The organism is Citrobacter sp. Cu096, from assembly GCF_030332285.1.
GTDB lineage: Bacteria > Pseudomonadota > Gammaproteobacteria > Enterobacterales > Enterobacteriaceae > Citrobacter > Citrobacter meridianamericanus.
The window spans coordinates 1-15,810 of sequence record NZ_JAOWID010000022.1; the positions used below are offsets into that span (position 1 = coordinate 1).

Sequence of the window (15,810 nt, forward strand, 5' to 3'; positions counted from 1 at the left end):
ATGGCTACGTAGCTCAGCTGGTTAGAGCACATCACTCATAATGATGGGGTCACAGGTTCGAATCCCGTCGTAGCCACCATCTTTTTTGCGGGAGTGGCGAAATTGGTAGACGCACCAGATTTAGGTTCTGGCGCCGCAAGGTGTGCGAGTTCAAGTCTCGCCTCCCGCACCATTCACCCGTAAGCGTTGCACGGATGGGGTATCGCCAAGCGGTAAGGCACCGGTTTTTGATACCGGCATTCCCTGGTTCGAATCCAGGTACCCCAGCCATTTTTTCTTCGATATAGCGGTTCACCGCAACGGTCATTGGGGTATCGCCAAGCGGTAAGGCACCGGTTTTTGATACCGGCATTCCCTGGTTCGAATCCAGGTACCCCAGCCATCGAAGATTAAGTAGTATATGGCTACGTAGCTCAGCTGGTTAGAGCACATCACTCATAATGATGGGGTCACAGGTTCGAATCCCGTCGTAGCCACCATATTAAAGGCCTGTCGACTCGCTCGATAAAGTCAAAAAATTGTTGGGGTATCGCCAAGCGGTAAGGCACCGGATTCTGATTCCGGCATTCCGAGGTTCGAATCCTCGTACCCCAGCCAATTTTAACAAGTCGTCCATTTTGTGGATGCGCCCGTTGGGGTATCGCCAAGCGGTAAGGCTCTGGTTTCTGATACCAGCATTCCGAGGTTCGAATCCTCGTACCCCAGCCATATAAAAAAAGCTCGCTTCGGCGAGCTTTTTGCTTTTCTGCATTCCTGGATTGATTGTCTGATGGCACTCCGCTTATCAGGCCTACAACGTTTGCTATAGGCCTGTCTGAATTATAATCCTAACGCATACTTCAGCGCCTGACGCTTCAGCACACCTGCGCGCTCTGCAGCCATTAGCCCGAGATTACGCATGATACGCAGCGGCTGCAGGTTGTTGCTAAAACCGGCGTAAAACAGATCCATGCCGCTTTGCATAATGAAATTGTCAGTCATACGACGATTCTGATAGCGTTTCAGCACCGGTTGGCTGGCCCAGGTCTCGCCGTAGCTACGCGCATTCACCAGCACGTCAATCAGCGCATCCACATCACGGAATCCCAGATTAACGCCCTGCCCTGCCAGCGGATGAATGGTATGCGCAGCGTCACCCACCAGCGCCAGGCCCGGCTGCACATATTGCAGTGCGTGGCGACGCGTAAGCGGAAATGCTCCCGCCGCCACAGGCGTCACGTTGCCCAGTCGAGACGGGAAATGTTTGGCGATCTCCGTCTGCAGCTGGGGCATGTTCAGGCCTTGCAACTGGCGGATGCGCGCCGGTGAGTCGTACCACACCAGCGAGGCCCAGTTATCGAACAGCGGTAAAAACGCGCGCGGACCGTCAGGCGTAAATTGCTGCCAGGTACTGTCTCCCGGCGAATTCTCGCATTGTACGGTTATCAACATACAGGACTGCGCATACTGCCAGGCATGAATGCCAATCCCGGCCATTTTACGCACCTGAGAATTGGCCCCATCCGCACCGATGACCAGCTTCGCGCTGATTTTTTCACCGTCTGCCAGCTCAAGTTCATGCCGATCGTGATGTTGATGCAAAGAGAGAAGCGATGCAGGCACACGCAGCGTAACTTTGGGGTGAACTTCCAGCGCCTGCCAGAGTGCCTGTTGCAGAACCGTGTTTTCGACCATATAGCCGAGCAAAGGTAACTTAAGTTCGGCGGCATCAAACATTACATGGGCATTTTCCCATTCCCACGTTTCCAGACGACGGTAAGGATGACTGCGCATCCCCTGAATCGTATCCCAGATACCCAGCCCTTTCAGCAACGACACGGACGCGGAGCTAATGGCCGAAATTCTGACATCAGGCTGTCCGTCAGTCACAAATGGCGCAGGAGCGGCATGTTCAATAACCGTTACCGTAAATCCATGCTGCGCCAGTCCCAGCGCCAGCGCACCGCCGACCATCCCCCCGCCGACAATGGCAATTTCCGTTGGTTGATTTGTCATGGTCAATTATCCTGTTACATGTATTGCTTAAGTTTACAGGATTTTTTACCCCTTGAGGCTGACATCCGTCATACTGGTCACAACCGCGCCAAAGCAGTACACTATGCGCCCTGCATTTCAGCCACAATTTCGCAAGAGCAAGTCGATGACCAAAAAACTCCATATTAAAACCTGGGGCTGTCAGATGAACGAATACGATTCATCGAAGATGGCCGATCTGCTGGATGCCACCCATGGCTATCAACTGACCGACGTGGCCGAAGAAGCAGATGTGCTACTGCTGAATACCTGCTCTATCCGTGAGAAGGCTCAGGAAAAAGTCTTCCATCAGTTAGGTCGCTGGAAGCTGTTAAAAGAGAAGAATCCCAAGCTCATTATCGGTGTCGGTGGTTGTGTTGCGTCTCAGGAAGGCGACCATATTCGCCAGCGCGCCCACTATGTCGATATTATTTTTGGGCCGCAAACCCTGCACCGTCTGCCGGAAATGATCAACAAAGTGCGTGGAAGCACGACTCGTAGCCCAGTGGTTGATATCAGTTTCCCGGAGATCGAAAAGTTCGATCGCCTACCGGAACCGCGTGCTGAAGGTCCAAGCGCGTTTGTGTCCATCATGGAAGGTTGTAATAAATATTGTACTTATTGCGTGGTGCCCTACACCCGCGGTGAGGAAGTCAGCCGTCCGGCGGATGATATCCTGTTTGAAATCGCCCAGCTGGCAGCGCAAGGCGTGCGTGAAGTGAACCTGCTGGGGCAAAACGTCAACGCCTGGCGCGGTGAGAACTACGACGGCACGATCGGATCTTTTGCCGATCTGCTACGTCTGGTCGCGGCGATCGACGGCATTGACCGTATCCGCTTCACCACCAGCCATCCGATCGAATTTACCGACGATATCGTGGAAGTTTATCGCGATACGCCGGAACTGGTCAGCTTCCTGCACCTGCCGGTACAGAGCGGTTCAGATCGCGTGCTGAATCTGATGGGGCGCACCCATACCGCACTGGAATATAAAGCGATCATCCGCAAACTGCGCGCAGCACGTCCGGATATCCAGATTAGCTCCGATTTCATCGTTGGCTTCCCGGGTGAAACTACGCAGGATTTCGAGCAGACCATGAAGCTGATTGCTGACGTCAATTTTGATATGAGCTACAGCTTTATCTTCTCTGCACGTCCAGGCACACCTGCCGCCGATATGGTTGATGACGTACCAGAAGAAGAGAAAAAACAACGTTTATACATTCTGCAGGAACGTATTAACCAGCAAGCCATGGCCTGGAGCCGTCGTATGGTCGGCACGACCCAGCGCATTCTGGTTGAAGGCACATCGCGTAAGAGCATCATGGAACTGTCAGGGCGTACCGAAAATAACCGCGTGGTGAACTTTGAAGGTACTCCGGATATGGTCGGTAAGTTTGTGGATGTTGAAATTACCGATGTCTGGACGAACTCCCTGCGCGGCAAAGTGGTACGTACTGAAGACGAAATGGGCCTGCGCATCGCAGAATCCCCTGAGTCGGTTATTGCGCGTACCCGCAAAGAAAACGATCTGGGCGTCGGTATTTATCAGCCTTAATCCTGCTGAAAAACGCAAACAATGCCCGATGGCACCACGCCTATCGGGCCTAAACTTCCTGGCTCGCTGCTCCGGCGAGCCTTGTAATTTGCCCTGGCACCCCCATATTTATTGCAATGCTTGCGCCTTTCCCCCATGGCGTGAATAATTTCCTTAGGTGCCGGTAAATGTTCAACGTCCGGCAAGACATGCATAAGAGGAACAGTTTGAACATAGACACTCGCGAAATCACCCTTGAACCCGCAGACAATGCCCGCCTGTTGAGCCTTTGCGGCCCATTTGATGACAACATCAAACAGCTGGAGCGTCGCCTCGGCATCGAAATTAACCGCCGTGATAACCATTTTAAACTGACAGGTCGCCCAATTTGCGTCACCGCAGCGGCAGATATTTTACGCAGCCTGTACGTCGATACCGCCCCCATGCGCGGTCAGACGCAGGACATTGAGCCTGAACAAATTCATCTGGCAATCAAAGAAGCGCGTGTGCTTGAGCAAAGCGCAGACAGTGTGCCGGAATTTGGCAAAGCGGTGAATATCAAAACCAAGCGCGGAGTCATTAAACCGCGTACGCCGAACCAGGCGCAGTACATTGCGAATATCCTCGACCACGACATCACGTTCGGCGTTGGCCCTGCGGGTACGGGTAAAACGTATCTTGCGGTTGCTGCCGCGGTCGATGCGCTTGAGCGTCAGGAGATCCGTCGTATTCTGCTGACCCGTCCAGCAGTGGAAGCAGGTGAAAAACTCGGTTTCCTGCCTGGCGACCTGAGCCAGAAAGTCGATCCCTATTTACGACCGCTGTATGACGCGCTGTTCGAAATGCTCGGTTTTGAGAAGGTTGAAAAGCTGATTGAGCGTAACGTCATTGAAGTTGCGCCGCTGGCCTATATGCGCGGACGTACACTCAACGATGCGTTCATCATTCTTGATGAGAGCCAGAACACCACCATCGAACAGATGAAAATGTTCCTGACCCGTATCGGCTTTAACTCCAAAGCGGTTATCACCGGCGATATCACCCAAATTGACCTGCCGCGTAGCACCAAATCCGGTCTGCGTCATGCCATTGAAGTGCTGGCTGAGGTCGACGAGATTAGTTTTAATTTCTTCCATAGCGAAGACGTGGTTCGCCATCCGGTGGTGGCCCGTATCGTCACGGCGTATGAAGCCTGGGAAGAAGCAGAACAGAAACGCAAAGCCGAGCAGGCTGCAGAACGCAAGCGCGAAGCTCAGGAGCAGGAACAAAAATGAGTCAGGTTATTCTCGATTTACAGCTGGCATGTGAAGACGAATCCGGTTTACCCACAGAAAGTCAGTTTCAGGGGTGGCTCGATGCGGTGATCCCGCAGTTTCAGGAAGAGTCTGAAGTAACTATTCGTCTGGTCGATGACGCGGAAAGCCATGAGCTAAACCTGACCTATCGCGGGAAAGATAAATCAACCAACGTGCTCTCTTTCCCGTTTGAAGCTCCGCCGGGCATTGAGATGCCGCTGCTGGGTGATTTGATCATCTGCCGTCAGGTCGTCGAGAAGGAAGCGCAGGAACAAGGTAAGCCGCTTGAAGCCCACTGGGCGCACATGGTGGTGCACGGAAGCCTGCATTTACTCGGCTACGATCATATCGAAGACGGTGAAGCGGAGGAAATGGAATCCCTCGAAACTGAGATTATGCTTGCTCTGGGCTATGAGGATCCGTACATTGCCGAGAAGGAATAAGCCGTCGGGCATCAGCCCGGGCTTCCCATAAAGCCATGCGCTGAGTTTACGCGCATTGAGCGACCTATTAACTAACATGAGAACCCATACGACGCCATGAGCGACGACAATTCACACAGTAGTGACACCTTAAACAGCAAAAAGGGATTTTTTTCCCTGTTACTGAGCCAACTTTTCCACGGTGAACCCAAAAACCGCGACGAACTGTTGGAGCTGATCCGTGATTCCGGGCAAAACGACCTTATCGATGAAGATACGCGCGATATGCTCGAAGGGGTGATGGATATTGCGGACCAACGCGTGCGCGACATCATGATCCCCCGCTCTCAGATGATTACCCTGAAACGCAACCAGACCCTGGATGAATGTCTCGATGTCATTATCGAGTCTGCCCACTCGCGTTTCCCGGTGATCAGCGAAGATAAAGATCACATTGAAGGGATTCTGATGGCCAAAGATCTGCTGCCGTTTATGCGCAGCGATGCCGAAGCCTTCAGCATGGAGAAAGTGTTACGCCAGGCGGTTGTCGTACCTGAAAGCAAGCGGGTTGACCGCATGCTGAAAGAGTTTCGCTCCCAGCGTTATCATATGGCTATCGTCATCGACGAATTTGGCGGTGTCTCAGGTCTGGTGACCATTGAAGACATCCTTGAACTGATCGTCGGTGAAATTGAAGATGAGTACGACGAAGAAGACGATATTGACTTCCGTCAGCTCAGTCGCCACACCTGGACTATCCGCGCTTTGGCGTCGATTGAAGACTTCAACGACGCTTTTGGGACCCACTTTAGCGACGAAGAAGTCGATACTATTGGCGGGCTGGTTATGCAGGCCTTTGGTCATCTGCCCGCACGTGGGGAAACTATCGACATTGATGGTTACCAGTTTAAAGTGGCAATGGCCGACAGCCGTCGTATTATTCAGGTTCATGTCAGAATTCCGGACGACTCACCCCAGCCCAAACTGGACGAATAAACCCGAAACTGGATCTAAGACTACATGGCATTTGCCCCATTAATCGAACGCCAGCGCATTCGCCTGCTGCTGGCGTTATTATTCGGTGCCTGCGGGACGCTGGCTTTCTCTCCGTATGATATCTGGCCCGCCGCGATCGTTTCGCTGATGGGCCTGCAGGCTCTTACCTTCAACCGTCGCCCGCTCCAGTCTGCCGCTATCGGCTACTTCTGGGGACTAGGGCTGTTTGGCTCAGGTATTAACTGGGTTTACGTCAGCATCGCGCAGTTTGGTGGTATGCCGGGCCCGGTTAATGTTTTCCTCGTGGTTCTGCTTGCCGCATACCTTTCCCTTTATACCGGTCTGTTTGCCGGCGTTTTGGCGCGCTTGTGGCCGAAAACCACCTGGCTACGCGTGGCGATTGCCGCGCCGGTAGTCTGGCAAATCACTGAATTCCTGCGCGGCTGGGTATTGACCGGCTTCCCATGGCTGCAATTCGGCTACAGCCAGATCGACGGTCCGTTAAAAGGGCTGGCGCCGGTGATGGGCGTTGAGGCGATTAACTTCCTGCTGATGATGGTCAGCGGCCTGCTGGCGCTGGCGCTGGTGACGCGTAACTGGAAGCCGCTGATTGCCGCGCTGGTGCTCTTTGCCCTGCCCTTTCCGTTGCGCTATATCCAGTGGTACACGCTTGAGCCGGAAAAAACCACTCAGGTATCGATGGTGCAGGGTGACATTCCGCAGTCACTCAAATGGGATGAAGGTCAGTTACTCAACACCCTGAAGATTTATCTCGACGCCACCCAGCCCGAGATGGGCAAATCACAGCTCATCATCTGGCCAGAATCTGCTATTCCGGATCTGGAAATTAACCAGCAGCGCTTTCTGAGCATGATGGATGACTTGCTGAAATCGAAAAACAGCACGCTAATTACCGGGATCGTAGATGCACGTCTGAACAAGCAGAATCGTTACGATACCTACAACACTATCATCACGCTGGGTAAAGACAGTCCGTACAGCTACGATTCCAACAATCGCTACAACAAAAACCATCTGGTGCCGTTTGGCGAGTTTGTCCCGCTGGAATCGATCCTGCGTCCGTTAGCGCCGTTCTTTGACCTGCCTATGTCTTCGTTTAGCCGTGGGTCTTATGTACAACCGCAGCTGCATGCGCACGGCTTTAAGCTGACGGCAGCCATCTGCTACGAAATCATTCTTGGCGAACAGGTTCGGGATAACTTCCGCCCGGATACGGACTACTTGTTAACTATCTCCAACGATGCCTGGTTTGGTAAGTCTATTGGACCGTGGCAGCACTTCCAGATGGCGCGGATGCGTTCCCTGGAGCTGGCGCGCCCTCTGCTGCGTAGCACCAATAACGGTATTACGGCGGTGATTGGTCCTCAGGGTGAGATTCAGGCGATGATCCCGCAGTTTACCCGTCAGGTTCTGACCACCAGCGTGACGCCAACGACGGGCCTGACCCCTTATGCCCGTACCGGTAACTGGCCGCTCTGGCTGCTGACCGCACTGTTTGGCTTTGGTGCGGTGGTAATGAGCCTGCGTCAACGTCGTAAGTAACCCTTCTTCCCCTGGCCGGATAACACCTCGCTTATCCGGCCCACACACATTCCCGCATCCCATTCTGGCACGCCTATTGCTTTGTTCTACAAGGCAAACGTAGTTTTGGCTGAATGTGCAACCTGGTCGCACCAAAGTTGAGCATAGGTAGCACCTGGAAAGTGCAACAGGATATTTTTGCCCCCAAATGGTGCGGCGCACTTCGCAAAAATAAACAATAAAACATCAAATTCTTTACATTCATCCAAACTAAATGTTAACAAACACATACAAGACTGCACTTTTTAGTAGCAAACAATAACAACATCACAATGGGTATCAATGCGTCCCTGGCGCAGACGATAAAGGAGTTGGATATGCAATTACGTAAGCTCGCCACTGCCATGCTGGTCATGGGAATGTCCGCCGGTCTGGCGCACGCAGAAGACGCAGCACCAGCGGCAGGCAGCACGCTGGACAAAATCGCCAAAAACGGTGTGATCGTGGTTGGTCACCGTGAATCCTCGGTGCCGTTTTCTTACTACGATAACCAGCAAAAAGTGGTCGGTTATTCACAGGATTACTCCAACGCGATCGTTGAAGCGGTGAAGAAAAAGCTGAACAAGCCCGATCTGCAGGTGAAACTGATCCCGATTACATCACAGAACCGTATCCCACTGCTGCAAAACGGTACTTTCGACTTTGAATGTGGTTCCACCACTAACAACGTTGAGCGCCAAAAACAAGCGGCTTTCTCTGACACTATTTTCGTTGTCGGTACCCGTCTGCTGGCGAAAAAAGGCGGCGACGTCAAAGATTTTGCGGACCTGAAAGGTAAGGCCGTGGTCGTGACTTCGGGTACGACCTCAGAAGTACTGCTGCACAAACTGAACGAAGAACAAAAAATGGATATGCGCATCATCAGCGCGAAAGACCACGGTGACTCTTTCCGTACTCTGGAAAGCGGTCGCGCCGTTGCCTTTATGATGGATGATGCACTGCTGGCTGGCGAACGCGCAAAGGCGAAGAAACCAGACAACTGGGAGATCGTCGGCAAACCGCAGTCTCAGGAAGCCTACGGCTGCATGCTGCGCAAAGATGATCCGCAGTTCAAAAAGCTGATGGACGACACTATCGCCAAGGCTCAGACCTCAGGCGAAGCTGAGAAATGGTTTGATAAGTGGTTTAAAAATCCAATTCCACCCAAGAACCTGAACATGAATTTCGAACTGTCAGACGAGATGAAAGCCCTGTTCAAAGAACCGAATGATAAAGCGCTTAACTAACTAAAATAAATGGGAGGCTTCCCCTCCCTCTCGATTGCTATTCGGTACGGACAGACTATAAGCCTGATGGTCGTTCCCCATCAGGCCTGAAAACCGCAAAACGCCGAATAACAATCTTCGAGGGTAGCGCTGCTACCCTTTTTTTTCTGGAGTAGATTTATGTCTATAAACTGGAACTGGGGTATTTTTTTACAACAGGCCCCGTTCGGCAACACCACCTATCTCGGCTGGCTCTGGAGTGGTTTCCAGGTCACAGTCGCGTTATCTATCACCGCCTGGATTATCGCTTTCCTCATAGGCTCTTTATTCGGCATATTACGTACCGTACCAAACCGTTTCCTTTCCGGGATCGGCACGCTGTACGTTGAGTTGTTTCGTAACGTTCCACTCATCGTCCAGTTCTTTACCTGGTATCTGGTCATTCCTGAGCTGCTGCCGGAAAACATTGGCATGTGGTTCAAGTCAGAACTGGATCCCAACATTCAGTTCTTCCTCTCATCCATGCTTTGTCTTGGGCTGTTTACCGCCGCGCGCGTCTGTGAGCAAGTTCGTGCAGCGATTCAGTCCCTGCCTCGCGGGCAGAAAAACGCCGCGCTGGCGATGGGCCTAACGCTGCCGCAAGCCTATCGCTATGTCCTGCTGCCAAACGCTTACCGCGTGATTGTTCCGCCAATGACCTCAGAGATGATGAATCTGGTGAAGAACTCCGCGATCGCCTCCACTATCGGTCTGGTGGATATGGCTGCGCAGGCGGGAAAACTGCTGGATTACTCCGCTCACGCGTGGGAATCGTTTACCGCCATCACGCTGGCCTACGTATTGATTAACGCCGTCATCATGCTGGTAATGAATCTCGTCGAACGCAAAATCCGCCTGCCTGGCAATTTGGGAGGCAAATAATGTACGAATTTGACTGGAGTTCTATCGTCCCTTCCCTGCCGTATCTGCTGGACGGGCTGATCATCACGTTGAAAATCACCGTTACAGCGGTCGTCATTGGTATCGTCTGGGGGACCATCCTTGCCGTCATGCGTCTGTCCAGCTTCGCGCCAATTGCCTGGTTTGCGAAAGGCTACGTCAACGTATTTCGCTCCATTCCGCTGGTAATGGTACTGCTGTGGTTCTACCTGATTGTGCCCGGCTTCCTGCAAAACGTGTTGGGCCTGTCGCCAAAAACCGATATTCGCCTGATCTCGGCGATGGTCGCGTTTTCGATGTTTGAAGCCGCGTACTATTCCGAGATTATCCGTGCCGGTATCCAGAGTATTTCTCGTGGGCAGTCGAGTGCCGCGCTGGCGCTGGGAATGACCCACTGGCAGTCGATGAAGCTGATCATTCTGCCACAGGCATTCCGCGCAATGGTACCGCTACTGCTTACTCAGGGCATCGTACTGTTCCAGGATACCTCGCTGGTGTATGTATTGAGTCTGGCAGACTTCTTCCGTACCGCCTCCACCATTGGCGAGCGTGACGGCACGCAGGTTGAAATGATCCTGTTTGCTGGCGCCGTTTATTTTGTATTCAGTCTGAGCGCATCGTTGTTGGTCAGCTATTTGAAGAAAAGGACAGTTTAATGATTACCCTGAAAAATGTTTCTAAATGGTATGGTCACTTTCAGGTGCTGACCGACTGCTCCACGGAAGTGAAAAAAGGTGAAGTAGTGGTGGTCTGCGGCCCGTCAGGTTCAGGTAAATCAACGCTTATCAAAACGGTGAACGGACTGGAGCCGGTACAAAAGGGCGTCATCACCGTTGACGGCACCGTGGTAAATGATAAAAAAACCGATCTGGCCAAACTGCGCTCACGCGTTGGCATGGTGTTCCAGCACTTTGAACTGTTCCCGCATCTGTCGATCATTGAGAACCTGACTCTGGCGCAGGTAAAAGTGCTTAAGCGCGATAAAAAGCCTGCTCGTGACAAAGCGCAAAAGTTACTGGAACGCGTTGGTCTGTCAGCGCACGCCGATAAGTTTCCGGCTCAGCTCTCCGGGGGCCAACAACAGCGTGTCGCCATTGCCAGGGCGCTGTGTATGGATCCTATCGCCATGCTGTTTGACGAACCGACATCAGCGCTTGATCCTGAAATGATCAACGAAGTGCTGGACGTCATGGTTGAACTGGCCAATGAAGGGATGACCATGATGGTAGTCACCCACGAAATGGGCTTTGCGCGTAAAGTGGCGAACCGGGTGATCTTCATGGATGAAGGAAAGATTGTTGAAGACTCGCCGAAAGAAGAGTTCTTCGCCAATCCGAAATCAGACCGAGCCAAAGACTTCCTCGCAAAAATCCTGCACTAATCTTGCTGGCGCGCATCGCCATGTGCGCGCCATCTCACGATTTACCTCTTAACTTCTCGAAACAGATACAGCCCAGCGTTAACCTTGTCACAGAGTCCCACTTACAAGGAGCAACAATGGCACTTCCTATCCTGTTTGATTGCGATCCAGGTCATGACGACGCTATCGCAATTGTTCTCGCCCTCGCCTCACCAGAGCTGGACGTTAAAGCCATAACCTCTTCTGCCGGGAATCAGACGCCCGACAAAACGCTGCGTAACGTATTGCGCATGCTAACGCTGCTCAATCGTAGTGATATTCCCGTCGCCGGTGGCGCTGTGAAACCGCTGATGCGCGATCTGATTATTGCCGATAACGTCCACGGCGAGAGTGGGTTAGATGGCCCGGCGCTCCCGGAACCAACCTTTGCGCCGCAGCCATGCACAGCTGTGGAACTGATGGCGAAAACACTGCGTGAAAGCCCGGAACCGGTGACCATCGTCTCCACCGGGCCGCAAACAAACGTGGCATTGCTGCTGAATAGCCATCCAGAACTGCACGCCAACATCGCCCGTATCGTGATAATGGGTGGGGCAATGGGTCTCGGAAACTGGACGCCCGCCGCCGAGTTCAATATTTTTGTGGATCCTGAAGCTGCTGAAATTGTATTCCAGTCAGGCATTCCGGTGGTGATGGCTGGTCTGGATGTGACACATAAAGCGCAAATTCATCGCGAAGATACCGAGCGGTTCCGCGCTATCGGCAATCCTGTTTCAACAATCGTTGCTGAACTACTCGACTTCTTCTTCGAATACCACAAAGACGAAAAATGGGGATTCATTGGCGCGCCGCTGCACGACCCCTGCACCATTGCCTGGCTGCTGAAACCTGAGCTGTTTACTACCGTTGAGCGTTGGGTTGGTGTGGAAACCCAGGGCAAATACACGCAGGGCATGACCGTGGTGGATTACTACTTCCTGAGTGGCAATAAGCCAAACGCCACCGTGATGGTGGACGTGGATCGCGAAGGGTTTGTCGATCTGCTAGCGGAGCGTTTAAGGTACTACGCATAAAAACTGCAGGCCTGATGGTGGCGCATGTTATCAGGCCTGCAATTGACGATTAGCACGCCTAATTATCACGGCTCAAACGGTCGCCGCTGGAACTGATCGTGACCGCATTTCGGACACAGCGGCAGCACATCCGGCGTGTAAACCGCTAAATGGAAATGGCACTTCTCGCAGACCAGATTTCCCAGTCCCACTACTTCGCCACTGTGATAAACCCCATGATGGCTAAGATCCTGAAATACCTCACGCCATTCAAGCTGCGTTTTGTCGGTGATATCGGCCAGCTCTTGCCAGATACTCTCCTTGATAACCCGCATAAAGACGCTGTCGGTCTCCTCATCAAGGCTCTCTTCATAGCTCAGAGCAAACTCTTCCAGGTCGCGTCTGACGGCCCGGGTGAGTTCTTCCACCTCGGTTCGCGTTAACTCCCCGGTCTGCATAACTCTCTGCCGCGCCTGCTCCACCAATGCATCAATATCGCGTTCGCCGTTGCGCAGACGTTCGCTCAGTGAAGCCACCAGTTCACGGTAATATTGAGCAACCTTGTTCATCGCTTCGCCTCCTGGGTCGTTAACTGTCTATAATAATAGACGTTATTTACACAACGCTTTGCAAGGCTGCCCACAGAGTGTGTAAATTTGTGCAAGAATTATCCTTGCAGGAATTCAACGCTGAATGCGCGAAAGGCTGTTTTGACGCGGGCGTTTGGGCTATGCTATGCGGATCTGAAACACCACATCTAGAGCTACGTTTGTAGCTGTATTGAAAACAGGACCACTGGCTGCCATGCAAGAGCAATACCGCCCGGAAGAGATAGAATCCAAAGTACAGCTTCACTGGGATGAGAAGCGCACATTTGAAGTTACCGAAGACGAGAGCAAAGAGAAGTATTACTGCCTGTCTATGCTTCCCTATCCTTCTGGTCGACTACACATGGGCCACGTACGTAACTACACCATCGGTGATGTGATCGCCCGCTATCAGCGTATGCTGGGTAAAAACGTCCTACAGCCCATTGGCTGGGATGCCTTCGGCCTGCCTGCGGAAGGCGCGGCGGTTAAAAATAACACCGCCCCAGCACCGTGGACGTACGACAACATCGCTTATATGAAAAACCAGCTCAAAATGCTGGGTTTTGGTTATGACTGGAGCCGTGAGCTGGCAACCTGTACCCCGGAATACTACCGCTGGGAACAGAAATTCTTCACCGAGCTGTACAAAAAAGGCCTGGTGTACAAGAAAACGTCTGCGGTCAACTGGTGCCCGAACGATCAGACCGTACTGGCGAACGAACAGGTTATTGACGGCTGCTGCTGGCGTTGCGATACCAAAGTAGAGCGTAAAGAGATCCCGCAGTGGTTTATCAAAATCACCGCTTACGCTGACGAACTGCTGCGTGACCTGGATAACCTGGATCACTGGCCTGACACCGTGAAAACGATGCAGCGCAACTGGATTGGCCGTTCTGAAGGCGTGGAAATCACCTTTGATGTGAACGGTTACGACAACACGCTGACCGTTTACACTACCCGCCCGGACACCTTTATGGGTGCGACCTACCTGGCCGTTGCCGCAGGTCATCCGCTGGCGCAGAAAGCCGCTGCAAATAACCCTGAACTGGCTGCCTTCATTGACGAATGCCGTAATACCAAGGTTGCTGAAGCCGAAATGGCGACCATGGAGAAAAAAGGCGTCGACACTGGCTTTAAAGCCGTTCATCCGCTGACTGGCGAAGAAATCCCGGTTTGGGCGGCAAACTTCGTCCTGATGGAATACGGCACAGGCGCCGTCATGGCCGTTCCGGGTCACGATCAGCGCGACTACGAATTTGCCACCAAATACAGCCTGACCATCAAGCCGGTAATTCTGACTTCTGAAGGCGCAGAGCCGGATCTGTCTGAACAGGCGCTGACCGACAAAGGCGTGCTGTTTAACTCCGGTGAGTTTGACGGTCTCGACTTCGACGCTGCCTTCAACGCCATTGCTGACAAACTGGTCGATAAAGGCGTGGGTAAACGTAAAGTTAACTACCGCCTGCGTGACTGGGGGGTTTCCCGTCAGCGTTACTGGGGTGCGCCAATCCCGATGGTGACGCTGGAAGATGGCACCGTGCTGCCGACGCCAGAAGATCAACTGCCGGTTATTCTGCCGGAAGACGTGGTCATGGACGGTATTACCAGCCCGATCAAAGCCGACCCGGAGTGGGCAAAAACCACCGTTAATGGTATGCCTGCGCTACGTGAAACCGACACCTTCGATACCTTTATGGAGTCATCATGGTACTACGCGCGCTACACCTGTCCGCAGTATCAGGAAGGCATGTTGGATTCCAAAGCCGCCAACTACTGGCTGCCGGTTGATATCTACATTGGCGGTATTGAACACGCCATCATGCACCTGCTCTACTTCCGCTTCTTCCATAAACTGATGCGCGATGCGGGCATGGTCAACTCTGACGAACCGGCTAAACAACTGCTGTGTCAGGGGATGGTGCTGGCCGATGCGTTCTACTACGTGGGCGCAAACGGCGAACGCAACTGGGTTTCTCCGGTTGATGCCATCGTTGAACGCGACGAAAAAGGTCGTATCGTTAAGGCTAAGGACGCAGAAGGCCATGAACTGGTGTATACCGGCATGAGCAAAATGTCCAAGTCGAAAAACAACGGTATCGACCCGCAGGTTATGGTTGAACGCTATGGTGCCGACACCGTACGTCTGTTCATGATGTTCGCCTCTCCGGCTGACATGACCCTGGAATGGCAGGAATCCGGCGTTGAAGGGGCGAACCGCTTCCTGAAGCGTGTCTGGAAACTGGTTTACGAACACACTTCACAGGGTGATGCACCGGCGCTTAACGTTGCAGCACTGACAGAAGATCAAAAAGCGCTGCGTCGCGACGTGCACAAAACCATTGCTAAAGTTACCGATGATATCGGTCGTCGTCAGACCTTTAACACCGCAATTGCGGCGATTATGGAGCTGATGAACAAGCTGGCGAAAGCACCGCAGGAAGACGAGCAGGACAGAGCTCTGATGCAGGAAGCGTTGCTTGCCGTTGTACGCATGCTCAACCCGTTCACTCCACACGTTTGCTTCACCCTGTGGCAAGCGCTGAAAGGTGAAGGCGATATCGACAACGCGCCGTGGCCGGTAGCTGACGACGCCGCAATGGTTGAAGACTCAACGCTGGTTGTGGTTCAGGTAAACGGCAAAGTACGTGGCAAAATCACCGTTCCGGTAAACGCCACTGAAGAGCAGGTTCGTGAACGTGCGGGCCAGGAGCCTCTGGTGGCAAAATATCTTGATGGCGTTACCGTACGTAAAGTGATTTATGTACCGGGTAAACTCCTCAATCTGGTCGTTGGCTAAGC

13 protein-coding genes and 7 tRNA genes are annotated in these 15,810 nt (G+C 52.8%); 18 read left to right on the forward strand and 2 right to left on the reverse strand.

Annotated elements, in window-relative coordinates:
• Positions 1 to 2 precede the first annotated feature (2 nt).
• The 7 genes from OGX99_RS06745 (at position 3) to OGX99_RS06775 (ending at position 708) form a co-directional block, all read left to right on the forward strand.
• Positions 3 to 79, forward strand: a tRNA-Met gene (locus tag OGX99_RS06745).
• Positions 80 to 87: 8 nt separating this feature from the next.
• Positions 88 to 172, forward strand: a tRNA-Leu gene (locus tag OGX99_RS06750).
• A gap of 23 nt (positions 173 to 195) precedes the next feature.
• A tRNA-Gln gene (locus OGX99_RS06755) sits at positions 196 to 270 on the forward strand.
• A gap of 37 nt (positions 271 to 307) precedes the next feature.
• A tRNA-Gln gene (locus OGX99_RS06760) sits at positions 308 to 382 on the forward strand.
• A gap of 20 nt (positions 383 to 402) precedes the next feature.
• A tRNA-Met gene (locus OGX99_RS06765) sits at positions 403 to 479 on the forward strand.
• A gap of 43 nt (positions 480 to 522) precedes the next feature.
• Positions 523 to 597 (forward strand) — tRNA-Gln (locus OGX99_RS06770).
• Between the two features lie 36 nt (positions 598 to 633).
• A tRNA-Gln gene (locus tag OGX99_RS06775) sits at positions 634 to 708 on the forward strand.
• Between the two features lie 111 nt (positions 709 to 819).
• Here OGX99_RS06775 and ubiF read toward each other — a convergent pair.
• A complete protein-coding gene (gene ubiF, locus OGX99_RS06780; RefSeq protein ID WP_210904820.1) occupies positions 820 to 1,995 on the reverse strand; it encodes a 3-demethoxyubiquinol 3-hydroxylase in 1,176 nt (391 codons plus the stop codon).
• A 145-nt stretch (positions 1,996 to 2,140) separates the two neighbouring features.
• Here ubiF and miaB point away from each other — a divergent pair, with 145 nt between their 5' ends.
• From miaB to rihA, 10 genes are all read left to right on the forward strand, one after another.
• Positions 2,141 to 3,571, forward strand: coding sequence for a tRNA (N6-isopentenyl adenosine(37)-C2)-methylthiotransferase MiaB (miaB, locus tag OGX99_RS06785; protein ID WP_003022779.1), 1,431 nt, complete (start codon positions 2,141 to 2,143; stop codon positions 3,569 to 3,571).
• Positions 3,572 to 3,777: 206 nt separating this feature from the next.
• Positions 3,778 to 4,824 (forward strand): PhoH family protein, encoded by a 1,047-nt coding sequence (locus tag OGX99_RS06790; RefSeq protein WP_003022776.1) that lies wholly within the window; start codon positions 3,778 to 3,780, stop codon positions 4,822 to 4,824.
• On the forward strand, positions 4,821 to 5,288 hold the full coding sequence (ybeY, locus tag OGX99_RS06795) for an rRNA maturation RNase YbeY (protein WP_151218763.1): 468 nt from the start codon (positions 4,821 to 4,823) through the stop codon (positions 5,286 to 5,288). Before OGX99_RS06790 ends, ybeY begins: the two co-directional genes overlap by 4 nt.
• A gap of 96 nt (positions 5,289 to 5,384) precedes the next feature.
• Positions 5,385 to 6,263 carry a CNNM family magnesium/cobalt transport protein CorC gene (corC, locus tag OGX99_RS06800; protein ID WP_048212288.1) on the forward strand — a complete coding sequence of 293 codons (879 nt, stop codon included), beginning with the start codon at positions 5,385 to 5,387 and terminating at the stop codon, positions 6,261 to 6,263.
• A 24-nt stretch (positions 6,264 to 6,287) separates the two neighbouring features.
• Entirely contained in the window at positions 6,288 to 7,826 is a 1,539-nt protein-coding gene (gene lnt / locus OGX99_RS06805) for an apolipoprotein N-acyltransferase (protein WP_151218762.1), read from the forward strand.
• A 356-nt stretch (positions 7,827 to 8,182) separates the two neighbouring features.
• On the forward strand, positions 8,183 to 9,091 hold the full coding sequence (gene gltI, locus OGX99_RS06810) for a glutamate/aspartate ABC transporter substrate-binding protein GltI (protein ID WP_016152242.1): 909 nt from the start codon (positions 8,183 to 8,185) through the stop codon (positions 9,089 to 9,091).
• Between the two features lie 159 nt (positions 9,092 to 9,250).
• Entirely contained in the window at positions 9,251 to 9,991 is a 741-nt protein-coding gene (gene gltJ / locus OGX99_RS06815) for a glutamate/aspartate ABC transporter permease GltJ (protein ID WP_187252813.1), read from the forward strand.
• Entirely contained in the window at positions 9,991 to 10,665 is a 675-nt protein-coding gene (gene gltK / locus OGX99_RS06820; RefSeq protein ID WP_003022757.1) for a glutamate/aspartate ABC transporter permease GltK, read from the forward strand. The genes gltJ and gltK overlap by 1 nt, the downstream gene beginning before the upstream one ends.
• Entirely contained in the window at positions 10,665 to 11,390 is a 726-nt protein-coding gene (gene gltL, locus OGX99_RS06825; protein ID WP_151218761.1) for a glutamate/aspartate ABC transporter ATP-binding protein GltL, read from the forward strand. Before gltK ends, gltL begins: the two co-directional genes overlap by 1 nt.
• 116 nt (positions 11,391 to 11,506) lie before the next feature.
• Complete coding sequence (rihA, locus tag OGX99_RS06830) at positions 11,507 to 12,442, forward strand: pyrimidine-specific ribonucleoside hydrolase RihA (RefSeq protein WP_278238657.1); 936 nt, start codon at positions 11,507 to 11,509, stop codon at positions 12,440 to 12,442.
• 65 nt (positions 12,443 to 12,507) lie between these two features.
• Here rihA and OGX99_RS06835 read toward each other — a convergent pair whose 3' ends face one another.
• Positions 12,508 to 12,990 (reverse strand): zinc ribbon-containing protein, encoded by a 483-nt coding sequence (locus tag OGX99_RS06835; protein WP_003022748.1) that lies wholly within the window; start codon positions 12,988 to 12,990, stop codon positions 12,508 to 12,510.
• Positions 12,991 to 13,225: 235 nt separating this feature from the next.
• Here OGX99_RS06835 and leuS point away from each other — a divergent pair, with 235 nt between their 5' ends.
• A complete protein-coding gene (gene leuS, locus OGX99_RS06840) occupies positions 13,226 to 15,808 on the forward strand; it encodes a leucine--tRNA ligase (protein WP_187252815.1) in 2,583 nt (860 codons plus the stop codon).
• Positions 15,809 to 15,810: the final 2 nt, after the last annotated feature.

Bases quoted from the DNA above. Each gene is read 5' to 3' on its own strand.
- ubiF (WP_210904820.1), bottom strand. From the start codon at position 1,995: ATGACAAATCAACCAACGGAAATTGCCATTGTCGGCGGGGGGATGGTC.
- miaB (WP_003022779.1), top strand. From the start codon at position 2,141: ATGACCAAAAAACTCCATATTAAAACCTGGGGCTGTCAGATGAACGAA.
- ybeY (WP_151218763.1), top strand. From the start codon at position 4,821: ATGAGTCAGGTTATTCTCGATTTACAGCTGGCATGTGAAGACGAATCC.
- corC (WP_048212288.1), top strand. From the start codon at position 5,385: ATGAGCGACGACAATTCACACAGTAGTGACACCTTAAACAGCAAAAAG.
- lnt (WP_151218762.1), top strand. From the start codon at position 6,288: ATGGCATTTGCCCCATTAATCGAACGCCAGCGCATTCGCCTGCTGCTG.
- gltI (WP_016152242.1), top strand. From the start codon at position 8,183: ATGCAATTACGTAAGCTCGCCACTGCCATGCTGGTCATGGGAATGTCC.
- gltJ (WP_187252813.1), top strand. From the start codon at position 9,251: ATGTCTATAAACTGGAACTGGGGTATTTTTTTACAACAGGCCCCGTTC.
- gltK (WP_003022757.1), top strand. From the start codon at position 9,991: ATGTACGAATTTGACTGGAGTTCTATCGTCCCTTCCCTGCCGTATCTG.
- gltL (WP_151218761.1), top strand. From the start codon at position 10,665: ATGATTACCCTGAAAAATGTTTCTAAATGGTATGGTCACTTTCAGGTG.
- rihA (WP_278238657.1), top strand. From the start codon at position 11,507: ATGGCACTTCCTATCCTGTTTGATTGCGATCCAGGTCATGACGACGCT.
- OGX99_RS06835 (WP_003022748.1), bottom strand. From the start codon at position 12,990: ATGAACAAGGTTGCTCAATATTACCGTGAACTGGTGGCTTCACTGAGC.
- leuS (WP_187252815.1), top strand. From the start codon at position 13,226: ATGCAAGAGCAATACCGCCCGGAAGAGATAGAATCCAAAGTACAGCTT.